The 12,995-nt window shown below is 48.4% G+C and carries 12 protein-coding genes; all 12 read right to left on the bottom strand.

Annotation, left to right across the window (positions count from 1 at the left end):
- Positions 1–88: 88 nt before the first annotated feature.
- Complete coding sequence (gene fliJ, locus EPB59_RS02880; protein ID WP_000367974.1) at positions 89–532, bottom strand: flagellar export protein FliJ; 444 nt, start codon at positions 530–532, stop codon at positions 89–91.
- Positions 533–546: 14 nt separating this feature from the next.
- Entirely contained in the window at positions 547–1,866 is a 1,320-nt protein-coding gene (fliI, locus tag EPB59_RS02875; RefSeq protein ID WP_055050916.1) for a flagellar protein export ATPase FliI, read from the bottom strand.
- Between the two features lie 3 nt (positions 1,867–1,869).
- Complete coding sequence (gene fliH, locus EPB59_RS02870) at positions 1,870–2,670, bottom strand: flagellar assembly protein FliH (RefSeq protein ID WP_154171510.1); 801 nt, start codon at positions 2,668–2,670, stop codon at positions 1,870–1,872.
- Between the two features lie 82 nt (positions 2,671–2,752).
- Positions 2,753–3,799: a flagellar motor switch protein FliG gene (fliG, locus tag EPB59_RS02865; RefSeq protein ID WP_001030087.1), complete on the bottom strand. Its 1,047-nt coding sequence runs from the start codon at positions 3,797–3,799 to the stop codon at positions 2,753–2,755.
- Entirely contained in the window at positions 3,792–5,534 is a 1,743-nt protein-coding gene (gene fliF / locus EPB59_RS02860) for a flagellar basal-body MS-ring/collar protein FliF (protein ID WP_055031755.1), read from the bottom strand. The genes fliG and fliF overlap by 8 nt, the downstream gene beginning before the upstream one ends.
- 15 nt (positions 5,535–5,549) lie before the next feature.
- Positions 5,550–5,861 carry a flagellar hook-basal body complex protein FliE gene (fliE, locus tag EPB59_RS02855; protein WP_032469616.1) on the bottom strand — a complete coding sequence of 104 codons (312 nt, stop codon included), beginning with the start codon at positions 5,859–5,861 and terminating at the stop codon, positions 5,550–5,552.
- 75 nt (positions 5,862–5,936) lie between these two features.
- Complete coding sequence (locus EPB59_RS02850; RefSeq protein ID WP_154171509.1) at positions 5,937–7,373, bottom strand: sigma-54-dependent transcriptional regulator; 1,437 nt, start codon at positions 7,371–7,373, stop codon at positions 5,937–5,939.
- A 2-nt stretch (positions 7,374–7,375) separates the two neighbouring features.
- Positions 7,376–8,431, bottom strand: coding sequence for a sensor histidine kinase (locus tag EPB59_RS02845; protein ID WP_154171508.1), 1,056 nt, complete (start codon positions 8,429–8,431; stop codon positions 7,376–7,378).
- Between the two features lie 111 nt (positions 8,432–8,542).
- A complete protein-coding gene (locus EPB59_RS02840; RefSeq protein WP_154171507.1) occupies positions 8,543–10,009 on the bottom strand; it encodes a sigma-54 dependent transcriptional regulator in 1,467 nt (488 codons plus the stop codon).
- Between the two features lie 232 nt (positions 10,010–10,241).
- A complete protein-coding gene (gene fliS, locus EPB59_RS02835) occupies positions 10,242–10,652 on the bottom strand; it encodes a flagellar export chaperone FliS (RefSeq protein WP_001214987.1) in 411 nt (136 codons plus the stop codon).
- A 10-nt stretch (positions 10,653–10,662) separates the two neighbouring features.
- Positions 10,663–10,968, bottom strand: coding sequence for a flagellar protein FliT (locus tag EPB59_RS02830; protein WP_009355174.1), 306 nt, complete (start codon positions 10,966–10,968; stop codon positions 10,663–10,665).
- A 1-nt stretch (position 10,969) separates the two neighbouring features.
- A complete protein-coding gene (gene fliD / locus EPB59_RS02825; RefSeq protein WP_055050910.1) occupies positions 10,970–12,976 on the bottom strand; it encodes a flagellar filament capping protein FliD in 2,007 nt (668 codons plus the stop codon).
- Positions 12,977–12,995 lie beyond the last annotated feature (19 nt).

Here is a 12,995-nt window from a genome sequence, read left to right as displayed (position 1 = left end):
ACAGAAAACCTAGCAAGAAATACGCCAAATAATCTGTTCATAACGAAGGAATAGAGGAAGAAGGTGGCAGCGCGATACTGGACTAACATTAAGAAGAAAGACGTCGACGGTTGAACATCAGCGTTGAAAACTCATCCATTTGTTTTTGCTCACGTTTTTCCTGAAGCAGCTGACGCTCCGACTGTTTTTTCTCAAGCAACCATTGATACGACTTACGCTTTTGGCGCATGCTCAGCCAGTGTTGCTCACAGTTTTCGACTTGTAGACGGAAGTGTTGCTCAGCACTTTTTTGTTTGGCTAAGGTTTCATCAAGCTGAGTCAGGAAGCGATTAAGGTGACCATACTGACTGGCCGTTAAACCCGATTGACCGCGCTCCACCAACTGTTGGCAATACTCCAAACGGTATTGCTCAATTTGGCGTAACTGATGGTAATAACTCTCTAGCTCGCTACGCGCTTTGCTGAGTGCTAATACGGCTTTGTCTTCCCCTTCTTGAGCTTGCTCAAGCAGAAAATCTAACGCGTTATCCATTTAACGGCTCCGAGCTATGAACTGAGCACATGGCGCAGCATATTAACGCACATGTCATAAGGCACGGTTTCTTTCATTGCCTGCTGCAAATACTGATCCAGCTTAGGCTTGAGGGTGAAAGCCGCATCAATCGCTTTATCGGTTCCCGGCTTATAAGCACCAATTGATACCAAATCTTGGTTCTTACGACAGACCGAGAGAATTTGCCGCACCGCTTTAGACATCAGTAAATGTTCATCGGTGGTGATCTGTGGCATAACCCGGCTGACGGATTTTTCGACATCAATCGCGGGATAATGTCCCGCATCAGCCATTTCACGAGACAAGACAATGTGACCATCCAAAATCGCGCGTGAAGCATCCGCGATCGGATCTTGTAAGTCATCCCCTTCGGTTAATACTGTGAAAAAAGCCGTAATGGATCCCTGATGTGGGCCACCGTTCCCAGCTCGCTCAACGAGAGCAGGAAGTTTAGCAAACACGGAAGGCGGATAACCTTTGGTAGCAGGGGGCTCACCGACCGACAAAGCAATTTCCCGCTGCGCTTGAGCAAAACGGGTTAACGAATCCATCAGCAGAAGAACATCTAAGCCTTGGTCTCGAAAATATTCAGCAATAGTCAGAGCGGTTTGGCAGCCTTTTAAACGCATCAATGGTGATGAATCGGCGGGAGCCGCAACGACAACCGAACGCTGACGCCCATCAACCCCGAGGATCTCTTCGATAAATTCTTTAACTTCGCGTCCCCGTTCACCAATCAACCCAACCACGACGACTTGCGCGGTAGTACCTCGGGTCATCATGCCGAGCGTGACCGATTTACCCACACCGGAGCCAGCAAATAAGCCAATCCGCTGTCCTTTGCCGACCGTCAGTAAACCGTTAATAGCTTTAAGCCCGACATCCAAAGGTTCGCTGATCGGTTTACGCGCCAATGGGTTAATCGGTGCGGCGTTCAAGGAAGCACGTTGATCGGTGTAAATCGGGCCAAGACCATCAAGCGGATTGCCAACTCCGTCAATCACTCGACCGAGCAACTCCATTCCCACGGGTAAGCCAGATTCAGACGTAATCGGTGTAACTTTAGCCCCCGGTAGAACACCGATGATCTGTTCGCTTGGCATGAGAAAAAGATTCTCGCCCGAAAACCCGACCACCTCTGCTTCCATTTCCCCCGTCATGGTTTGTACTTTACACAAACTGCCCACCGGCGCCTTGCAGCCAGTCGCTTCCAACGTGAGGCCGACCACACGCACTAGCTTGCCTGAGGCCATGGGTCTGGTGGTATGTCCTTCGACTTTGTACTGGGCAAGACGGTCCGCTAAAGCCAACATCGCTTACTCTCCCGGATGATGGCGGTTAATACCGCAGAAGCTTTTCAATACGCTACGAATCCGCTCTTCCATCCGGTAGCTAACACTCGATTCTCCTGCTTCAATCTGCACATCACCGCGACTTAACGCGGGCTCGCTGAGTAGAGTCCAATTGCGAGTTTCGATTTCTTGTTCGCCATACGCTTGGCGAATGATCTCGACATCTTCAGGATTGAGCTTGAGGGTAATCGCGTGACCAGCAATCGGCAACGACTCGACAGAAGCTTTCACGGTATCAAGGATCACTTGCGGATTGGTTTGTACTTCCACATGCACCACTTCTTTGGTGAGCGCGAGTACCATATCCACTAGCTGCTTTTCTACTTGCGCATTCAGCAGATCAAGGGGCTGGGCAAACTGATTCGCCAGGGCCATAAAGTTTTTGACATGTTCTTGAATTAAGGCTTGTCCTTCGGCAATCCCGTCTTGGTAGCCTTGCGTCTGACCTTCTTGATGTCCGGTTTGAAACCCTTCCGCTTTACCTTGCTCAAGACCTTGCTGATAGCCTTCCGCTTGCCCTTGCTCAAACCCTTCTTGCTGAGCCGCAGTACGAATCAACGCAATTTCTTCTTCGGTTAATTCGTGTTCGACTTCCAGCTCGGGTTCATCAAAGTTGGGAATCCAGCCCGGATCGTAGTTGAAAGCGGTCTGCTTTGCCGCTTTATGGCTCTCGGCACCGTAATCAGGTAGTCCCCAACGTTGAGGAGTGACAGTCGCATCGTCTGCGCCTGGGCGAATAAAACCGCGCTTTCTTTCACTAGACATAGTGATCCTTAATCATGCAGCAAGTTTAAGGTCAATAAACCTATCGATGTGAAACGGATCGGCTTGCGCCAACCCGTATCGATTACAAGAATTCGTCGGCACCGCCGCCTAGCATGATTTCGCCGTTATCGGCCATGCGGCGAGCAATCGCCAAGATCTCTTTCTGCGCAGTTTCCACATCCGATACTTTGATCGGTGGCATCGCTTCCAGATCATCTTTCATCATCTCAGCAGCACGCTTCGACATGTTCTTGAAGATTTTCTCACGCAGCGCATCGTCGGCCCCTTTGAGGGCTTTTTGCAAGACATCTTGTGGCACGTCACGCAGCAACTTTTGAATACCTTGATCGTCGACTTCGACCAAGTTTTCGAACACGAACATCAAATCTTGGATCTGAGTCGCCAAGTCCTCGTCTTGTTCGCGCATCTGATCCATCAACACGCTTTCGATGTTGTTGTCCAGATAGTTCATGATATCGGCAGCCGCTTTCAAGCCGCCAATTTTGGCCGCTTGCGCGCCTGCTTGACCCGCGAACTGTTTCTCCATGATTTCGTTCAACTCGGCCAGTGCTGAAGGCTGTACCTCTTCCAAGTTGGCGATACGCATCAACAAATCAAGACGGTCACGCTCTGCAAACTGTGCCAAGATTTCCGCGGATTGATCCGGCTCAAGGTATGACAATACGATAGTTTGGATCTGCGGGTGCTCGTTGACAATAATGCTCGCCACTTGACGTGGATCCATCCATTTAAGGGAATCCAAGCCTTTAGAGCCCGTACCAAGCAGAATTTGATCCACCAAGTTATTGGCTTTATCGGCACCCAATGCAGCCACCAAGGCATTGCGCAGAAAGTCTTCGCTGCCCATACCGATGTTGGTGTATTTCTGAATGTCTTCCAAAAAGGCGCGATGTACCGCTGACACTTTGGTTTGACTTAAGTCTTTGGCACGCGCCATGGCGCTACCCACACGTTGAACCTGTTTTGGTTCAAGGTGACGAATAATGCCAGCTGCATCTTCTTCGTTAAGGCTGAGCAGAAGAATCGCGGCTTTTTCATCACCTGGGATCTCACTGATGTCAATGGTTGACTCAACCACTTCTCCACCATCTTTATTGTCTTTAGCCATTTTGCATCCAGTTCTTCACCACTTGAGCCGCGAGTTCTGGCTCGTTTGCCACCAAAGCACGCACCGCTTTCAGTACGTCCTCATCTTTGTGGAGATTAGGGAGATCAATGCCGGAACCAAATTCGAACAATTCACCACTGTCGATTTCGCTACCGATCAAGCTAGTTTCACCATCCGCTCCGATAGGCATACCGTCCGGACCATACATCTGATCGTCCGAATCTGCGGTTGGGTTGATAAGTTTTTTCATCGCTGGGCGTACCAAGACCAACACCACAATGATGATCACAAGCGCACTGGCTAGCCAACGAACCCAGTCGTTGAAGTTTGGATTTTCCCAGATTGGCACATTCGCAATCTGTTCCACTTCTGGCTCAGCAAATGGCATGCTTAACACATTCAGTAAATCCCCACGATTTTCACTATAGCCTACCGTGCCGATCAGGATCTGACGAATCGAGTTGATTTCAGCTTCGCTCAATGGGGTGTAAGTGACTTCACCCGTATCAGGATTGACACTCGAACGGCTTTTCACTGCTACAGCGACGGTTTGGCGATTCACAACACCCGATTGTTTACGTTCATGGCTGATTGTGGTGTCGAGTTCGAAGTTGCGCGTGGCTTCTTTGTGTACAGAGCCTTGACCCAGTACCGAGCCATCTTTCATCTGCGCCACATCTTGTGGAATTGATGCATCGGCAGGAGGTTGGTTGCTTAGCGCTCCGGGAACACCTGCAACCACATTACCGTTGTTGTAATCTTCCAACGTGTACTCACTGCGTGTCGCCGGAGTATTGGGGTCAAACACTTTACGAGTTTGTTCAACCGCGCTGAAATCAAGCTCAATATCAACCTGAGCGGTGTAGTTACCTAACCCCAAAATCGGGATCAGCACGGAATCAATTTTTCCGCGTAACGCCTCTTCTTGCTGCTTTTCTAACTCTTGTTCTTTACGGCGGGCAGCCGATACCGGATCTTGTGAGCCAGAGCTGAGCAAGCGACCATGTTGATCGGTCACGGTGACACGGCTCGGCTTCATACCGGGTACCGCACTGGCCACCATATCGACCACCGCATCAATTTCTTCTTGTTTGAGGTTAGCGCCAGTACGCAGACTGAGGAAAACCGAAGCCGAGGCTTCTTGGTTTTGGCGAACGAAGACACTCTGCTTCGGCAGAGCGAGCAGAACGCGAGCTTTGTTTATCTGGCGCATTTCTTCAATGGCTTTTGCCAATTGACGCTCACGACTCAGTTTCAAGCGCTCTTGTTCCAAGCGTTGTGAAACACCAAAACCCATGTCTTGCATTAAGATTTCATCGCCCGCTTGGCGCTCTTGGTTTAATCCCGCACGCACCATGGACAATTTCAGACTGTTGTAATCACTCACCGGCACCAAGATGGTGTTACCGTCGAGTTTGTATTGCTGTTTTTGCTGATCGAGATAATCCAGAACTGGGATCAATTCTTCGGTTTCATACGCGCCAAGTGGACGCATATCCGGCTCACGAACCCAGAAGAACAACATAACGATGAGCGCAACACAGATAGAAATGGACAGCACCAGTACCACTTGGCGCAATAAATCAAGATCACCAACGGTAAAGTCCATCTTGCTACTTTTTTCGTTGATGTCTGGATTTTGCGTATCATGGTCAAGGTCCGAACTCGCCATTAAGGCGTGCTCACCACTACTGTTGGTCAACGCAAGATCGGTTGTTTGTTTATCATCAGCCACAATTTGCTACCCAAGTTATACTGGCATGTTCATCAATTCTTTGTACGCTTCTACCAATTTGTTACGTACTTGAATGGTGGCTTCAAACGCCACACTCGACTTATTGCGGGCAATCATCACGTCGGAAAGAGAGACTCCTTCATCGCCACGATCAAAGCGCATTTGCAAATCGCTTGAGGTCTTTTGTAGGCCGTTCACATTGTTGATCGCGTTATTCAGCATTGCGCTGAAGTCTGCGCCAACTTTCTGACCTGTTGATGCTGGTTGAGTGTTCATCGCTTCGAACATCATCGCTTGCATTTCGCTGTTTAAACCGTCAAGTCTCATTGCTACCTCTGATGCCAATTCTTTGACTCAAAATTTCTATTCCTAACTCTAAAGAGCAATTTATATGCCATGCCCTCATCCGGGGATATCAATTCCAGCATCACGCATTTTAGCGAGCTTATAACGCAAGGTTCGTGGGCTGATACCGAGCTTTTCCGCCATCTCTTTACGACGACCCTGACATTCGACCAACGTATCGAGAATGATCGCAAACTCTTGATCGCGTAGTTCCCCACCCAATCCTGAATTTGGCGCACCCGCCCCCAGCACACCTGAGCCTTGAACCAAAGGTTTAAACACTTCAGGCTCAGCTACTGGTTTAATTTGCGGAGCCGCGACCGATTCACCCGCAACGACTTGTTGCAGGCTGCTGGCGTCATGCCAATCCACGCCTTCGAGTAAAATGTGCTCACTGGCAATATGGCCGTTCTCGCTTAAAATCAGAGCCCGCTGCACCACATTATCCAATTCACGCACATTACCGGGCCAAGAATAATGCAAAAGTTTATTCACTGCATTAGGTTCAATACTCGGAACGGGTAAACCCAGCTTTTTACAATGACGTTCAATCAAATGATTAGCCAGTGGTTCGATGTCATCTTTGCGCTCGCACAGGGCTGGCCACGTTAATGGAAACACATTTAGGCGATAGTATAAATCTTCACGGAAATTCCCCGCTTGCACATACTGTTTCAAGTCACGGTTACTGGTAGCAAGTACACGTACATCTAACTTGATGCTTTTACGGCTACCTAAGCGTTCCACTTCACGCTCTTGCAGTACACGCAGTAACTTAGCTTGTAGGTTCAAATCCATTTCGCTGATTTCATCAAGCAAAATGGTGCCCCCCTGAGCTTGTTCAAATTTGCCAGGACACGCTTGCACCGCCCCAGTAAAGGCGCCTTTTTCGTAACCAAACAGCGTAGCTTCCAGCATGTTGTCAGGAATCGCCGCACAGTTTATCGCGATAAACGCTCCATCTTTACGAGGTGAAGCGTTGTGAATGTAACGCGACATCACTTCTTTACCTGAACCACTAGGACCTAAAATCATCACGTTAGCATCGGTTTTCGCGACTTTGTCTGCTAAGGCAAGAAGTTTTAGGCTCTTGGCATCCGCCACCACCGCATCACCATTGTCATCGGATTTAACGGGTGCATAACGGCTGACCATATTCAGCAGTACTTCTGGCGCAAAGGGTTTTGCCATGTAATCAATGGCTCCATCTTTCATCGCGGATACCGCATCTTGAATATTGGCGTAAGCCGTCATCAATAACACTGGCAGGTTCGGCCAATGCTGCTTGATACTGCGTAAGAGTGCCAAGCCACCCATGCCAGCCATTTGCACATCAGAAACCACAATATCCACACTGTTAGACTTGAGCTTGAGTAAAGCGTCTTCCGCGCAATCGGCTTCTAGCCACTCGTAACCCGCTAAAGCTAAGGTGTCGATCAATGCTTCGCGAAGACCTTCATCATCTTCTACGATTAAGACTTTGCTTTGAGCCATCTTCACTCTCCAGTCTCTGAGTTTGAGCTATCTACCTGACGTTCAAGGGGAATGCACATGGTAAAGCAAGCACCTTCGCCCTCCTTGGATATCAGTTCCAATCGCCCACCATGGGCGCGACACACCATTTGCACCACTGCTAAACCAAGGCCAGTCCCTTGCGAGCGAGTAGTGAAAAAGGGTTCCATAATTTTTTGCTGCAAAGATTCAGGCACACCTGGGCCATTATCTTGCACTGAAATTTTGAGTTCGCCATTCACTGGGCGGAAAAACACATCAATTTGTGAGCCTTTGCCAGCAATTTGCACCGCATTCATCACCAAGTTACTGAGTGCTGATGCTAATGCGTTGGCGTTCCCTAAAAGCATGGTCTCTTCACTTTCAACTTCCTGACCATAATCGATCTGGCTATTTTTCAGTGCCGTTTCCACCATCGGCATAAATTCAGAGGCCAGCTCACCAATTGAAAAAGGCGCGACTACTTTATTATCGCCCCCTTTGGCAAACAGCAGCATGTCGTTAACTTGCTTTTCAAGATCATGCAGCCGATCCACAAGCTTACTTTGAAAACGCTCGCGCGTTGCCGGCGGAAGGTTTGGCGCAGCAAGATTGGCGGCATACAACATGGCGCTAGAAAGTGGCGTACGCACTTGGTGCGCAAGAGAGGCGACCATACGGCCAAGTGAAGAAAGCCGTTGTAAATCACTGACCCGCGACTGCAATAATCGCGTTTCAGTTAAATCGGTGATGAGGATAAGCTGCCCTGTGGTTGAAGCTGAAATCGCCAAGCGGACTTTACGGCCATTACGCAGTGAGATTTCATGACCATCATCTTCTCGAGGTGCAAACGCAATTTGGATCACGCTATACCATCTTTCCCCTACTAATGGGATATCCAACAAGCGCTGCGCTTCTGGGTTGGCTTCACGCACGATACCTTGAGTATCAAGCAAAATGACCCCTGCGGGCATCACATCCAATACCTGTTTATAACGCTCAACTTGATCTTCTAACGAGTCCAAATGGGAATGCTGCTCTTGCACTGCGCTGGTCATCATTCACTCTCTGTCTTAAAATGCAACAATGGCTTGACACGCAAGAGTCATGCCAAGCCATTTAGTTTAAAAATCAATACGTTACCAATGCCAATATATTGACTATGGGTTTTCTTAGCGTTGCATGTTGTATTTGCGCATTTTCTCAACCAAGGTGGTACGACGCATACCAAGCATGTCTGCAGCCCGCGCAACAACGCCACCTTGCGCTTCTAACGCTTGATTGATCAGATTCACTTCCAGGTCCGCCAACAGCTCTTTCAGATTAACCCCTTCAGGAGGTAACGCTTGTGGGGCATCGATATCGGTTGGGAACTCATGCGGCTCCTCAAAGTTGAAATCTTCTGAAAAAATACCTTCCAGAACATCGCGTTCCTGCTCCTCAACCGAGCTAAATCGGCTAGGTTCAGGCTGGAATTCGGGAATATCGCTGTAGCGGTACTTGGTCGGTAAGTGGTTGACATCCACCAGACTATTTGGATACAGGATGACCATACGCTCAACCAAGTTGGCTAATTCACGTACATTACCCGGCCAATCGTGTTCCATCATCGAATTGATGGCACGAGGAGTGAAGCAGATCGGTTGCGCACCTTCTGCCTCCATACGCGTCATCAACTCTTGCAGTAACAAAGGAATATCATCGATGCGATCACGCAGCGCTGGCATTTCGATCGGGAAAACGTTTAAGCGATAGTAGAGATCTTCACGGAATTTCTGATCATCAATCATCTCTTCTAAATTGCGGTGTGTCGCCGCAATCACGCGTACATTCGCTTTAATGGTGGAATTACCACCAACACGTTCAAAACAGCGCTCTTGCAGCACACGCAGCAGTTTTACCTGCATGCTCATTGGCATGTCGCCTATTTCGTCTAAAAACAGCGTGCCGCCTTCAGCCAGTTCGAAGCGACCTTTCCGTGAGGTAATCGCCCCTGTAAATGCACCTTTTTCATGCCCAAACAGTTCGCTTTCTAGCAGTTCCGCCGGAATCGCGCCACAGTTAATCGGCACAAAAGGTCCATTGCGGCGTCCTGAGTGGTAGTGGATATTGCGAGCGACCACTTCTTTGCCCGTACCTGATTCACCGAGGATCAGTACATTGGCTTCGGTCGTCGACACTTGTTCAATCAAATGACGAACTTCTTGGATCCCCATGCTTTGCCCAACAAGGCTACGAAACAGGGTGTTTTTACGTGCTGTCGCAAGAACCTGAAAGCCTTTGCGTCCAAGAAACTCTTTACAGTGGCGGAGTGCTTCACTCAACTGTGGATAGTTAAGGGGAAAATCTAATTCACCAACGTAATTGGGAAACTCTTCTAAGGAATAAGACTGCTTATTCGCCATCAATAGCGGAATATGGTTTGCTTTGGTCAAAGATTGAATTAATTCTTGAGAAAGCGCTTGACCACGCAACGAACCTAAAATACATCCCGCCCACACCGCAGACCAATTGACTTCGGCAAGCTGAGTAGACTCAATGACCTCACACTGCTCTCCTACAAATTCTAAAATAACACTGAGATTGAGCCGGATCGCGGCATCGTCCTCAATCACAAGTAGTTTCGCTAAACTCTGCATAGGTGAGATTATTTGCCTTTATTATAAGAAGTTGTGGTTGCACCCGTTGAACATCATTTTCAGGTGATTCATTTTTGTTATATAACCTGAATAAACGATAGACAATTTGTGGAAATCAGCAACAAAAAAAGCCACTTGGCTAGTTAGTGGCTTCTATTCTATTTAAATCAGCAAATAAGGCAACCAAGCATTTGCTGGGTGTGATATCTGTTAAAAGTTTCCCTGACGGAAATCAAATACCCACTTCAGCGGCGGTCAAATTGTGGAATTCCGGCGGAATTTGATCCCAAGCTGATTTTATTTCACGAATGATCTCAATCACGTCATCCAGCATCTGTGGATCATTTTTGTGGTTGGCTTGGGTAATTTGGTTGACCATAAAGTCATACAGTTGATCGAGATTTTTAGCGATATCGCCACCGTCTTCCATCGACAAGCAACTGCGCAGGCTGATGATGATATCCAGAGCCTTGCCTAAGCGTTCACCCTTTTGTGGAATATTGCCCTGCTGCATTGCCGCCTTACCTTGGATAAGACGCTCAATGGCTCCCGCCATTAACATTTGAACGATTTTATGCGGTGAGGCCGCACTTAGCTGGCTATCCACTGATACTTTTTTGTACGCCTGTAAAGAACCACGCATAGTCTTCCTCTTATAAAAACTTTTTGTATTGTTGAACGGATTTATTTCCGTGGCGATATTTATGAAGAGTTTGACCAATCGCCGCCGTTTTTAACTGCATCTGTTCAACAAGTTGTTGGGTATTACCAATTGCCTCGCGCCATAAATCGGATTGAGCCCATTCTGGGTGCTCGGCTAAATAGCCTAACAAGCTATGCAATAGCTGTTCCCTGTTATCGACCAACTGCAAAATATCTTCAGCATGAATATCATCTTCAGCCAGAAGAGTTGTTATTTGTTGATCAAGATCACTTAAATATTGCAGTTGTGCTTCCACATTAACCACCTAACGCATTCATCATGCCCGCAAGCTGGGATTGCATTTTGCCAGTGGCATCTTGCATGGCACTGAATTTCGAATGAGTGCGTTTTTCCAAGCTATCCATACGGCGATCCAAAGCACGCTGATCATCATCCAGTCGATAGGTTTGCTCTGTCAGGGTTTTTTCACGCGTTCGGATGGAGCCTGTAACTCCCGTCATGCTCGAAATGGCATCTTCGACTCGTTTGGCAAAGCCTTGATTGCCGCCAAAAAAATCACCCAACTTGGTGAAGTTGCTATTTAATTGACGGTTGAGCATATCATAGTTGATTTCCAACGTCCCTTGTCGAGTCGTAGTGATGCCGAACTCCGTCAATGATTTTAGGTTATCTGGTGCTTGTTCGATGCTCGCCGAGAAAGCCGTTTTTAAGCGTGAGTCGGCACTGCGTACAATGCTGTCTCCGGCCAGTGGCCCTGCTTGTCCGGTTCGAGGGTCAACCCCTGCCAGTTCTTTGCTGGTTTGGAAAAACTGATTGTAGGCGGCGACAAACTGTTCAATGTCGGTACGCACCCGATCGCGATCATACTCAATGCCAATTTCGGCAGGAGTTTGGTTGCGATCAGTCTTGCCTTTGAGGGTTAAGTTTACTCCTTCAATGGCATTTTCAATGATGTTGTTATTGCTTGATAAGGTGGCAACACCATCCAGTACGACCATGGAGTCTTGCGCCGATTGCACTTCGGTCATGCCACCGTAACCATCAAACGCCGTTTGCGCAGCATCGAGCGCGGCTTGTGCTTTTTCGACTTGCTCGATGTAGGCTCGCTCTTCAGGGCTGAGCTTAGCCCGAGCCTGAGCTTTAGCCTCTTCTGGGGTCATTTTTCCGCTGCGAATTGCCGCTTCAATATCGGCCTTCTCTTGCGCCAGTTTCTGCTCTAATTTTTGCTGCGCTTCTTTGGGCGTGACGTAAGAATCGAGCAACGTACCGGATGCGGTATTACTCCAGCCGGGGACATCTGAGGCTTTTTCACTGCCTTTAGCATCGAGCTCTTCTTCGGGTTCCCAGTAGGAATCAAGCAAGGTTCCTGAAGCGGTTTCACTCCAGCCGGGGATTCTGTCTTCTGGTCTGATGTATTTTTTGGCTTCGCTTGCCGCACCGGCTGCCGCTTTAACAGCACTGTCGGTGAGTTCACCCGCATTGGTGGCAGTATCTACCGCGCTAGCACCTTGCGCCATTTGTGCCGCGTTGCGAATTTCTTGTGCAACTTCTTGATCCACTAATCGAGCAGCATCGCCGATCTTTTCTGCGACTTTCGCTGCCACTTTCTGCTGTTCAGGTGTCAGTGGGTTAATTAATTGCTGGGCTTGAGCACGTGCTTTTTCCAGATCGCGGACCCGCTGCTCAAGCGTTTTGTATTCGAGTTGTTTGAGAGGATTGCCAGGCTCAGCTTGAGCCGACATTTTTACACTGTTGTCTTTCCCAGATACATTGGAGGCAACAATCAGCCGCGGCCCTTCAACATCGTTAATGATGGAGGCACGCACGCCTGGGTTGGACTTTTCACCGTTTATTCCGCGGACGATATCGACCAGTTTGGAATTGGCTTGTACATCTAGCGTAAAACTCTTATCGCCTAATGAAATTTGCAGCTTGCCTGGGCCAAACTTTGCATCTTTATCTAACACTTCAGACGCAATTTTATGACTTTGAGCAAGCTGCAACACATCGACGGAATAGTTGCCAGCGATCGCTTCCGTGGTGGCAGTCGCGGAGACAACCTTTTCATCACTGGTGTCGACTTTGCGCACAGCAAAAGCCTTCTCCTGACGAAACTGGGTCATCAGATTTTTCATCGTATCCAGCGACTCTCTGAGCCGACCATAGGCACTAATACTGGTATCAATGTTGGTGCGCTCGTTGTCAATGCGTTGCTGCTTGGGTACGCGCTCCGCACTGACAATTTTGCTGACCATGCCATTGATATCAAAGCCAGTATTCATCCCCATCGGGCCTAAACTCATTCAATCACCTCAAAAACAT

The organism is Vibrio metoecus (assembly GCF_009665255.1).
Taxonomy (GTDB): domain Bacteria; phylum Pseudomonadota; class Gammaproteobacteria; order Enterobacterales; family Vibrionaceae; genus Vibrio; species Vibrio metoecus_B.
Note: the sequence above shows the minus strand (reverse complement) of the source record. Positions and strands in the feature narration are given on the sequence as shown.

What these genes read in the sequence shown, in the direction of transcription:
- fliJ (WP_000367974.1), bottom strand. Translation starts at nt 532, where the DNA reads ATGGATAACGCGTTAGATTTTCTGCTTGAGCAAGCTCAAGAAGGGGAA.
- fliI (WP_055050916.1), bottom strand. Translation starts at nt 1,866, where the DNA reads ATGTTGGCTTTAGCGGACCGTCTTGCCCAGTACAAAGTCGAAGGACAT.
- fliH (WP_154171510.1), bottom strand. Translation starts at nt 2,670, where the DNA reads ATGTCTAGTGAAAGAAAGCGCGGTTTTATTCGCCCAGGCGCAGACGAT.
- fliG (WP_001030087.1), bottom strand. Translation starts at nt 3,799, where the DNA reads ATGGCTAAAGACAATAAAGATGGTGGAGAAGTGGTTGAGTCAACCATT.
- fliE (WP_032469616.1), bottom strand. Translation starts at nt 5,861, where the DNA reads ATGAGACTTGACGGTTTAAACAGCGAAATGCAAGCGATGATGTTCGAA.
- EPB59_RS02850 (WP_154171509.1), bottom strand. Translation starts at nt 7,373, where the DNA reads ATGGCTCAAAGCAAAGTCTTAATCGTAGAAGATGATGAAGGTCTTCGC.
- EPB59_RS02845 (WP_154171508.1), bottom strand. Translation starts at nt 8,431, where the DNA reads ATGATGACCAGCGCAGTGCAAGAGCAGCATTCCCATTTGGACTCGTTA.
- EPB59_RS02840 (WP_154171507.1), bottom strand. Translation starts at nt 10,009, where the DNA reads ATGCAGAGTTTAGCGAAACTACTTGTGATTGAGGACGATGCCGCGATC.
- fliS (WP_001214987.1), bottom strand. Translation starts at nt 10,652, where the DNA reads ATGCGTGGTTCTTTACAGGCGTACAAAAAAGTATCAGTGGATAGCCAG.
- fliD (WP_055050910.1), bottom strand. Translation starts at nt 12,976, where the DNA reads ATGAGTTTAGGCCCGATGGGGATGAATACTGGCTTTGATATCAATGGC.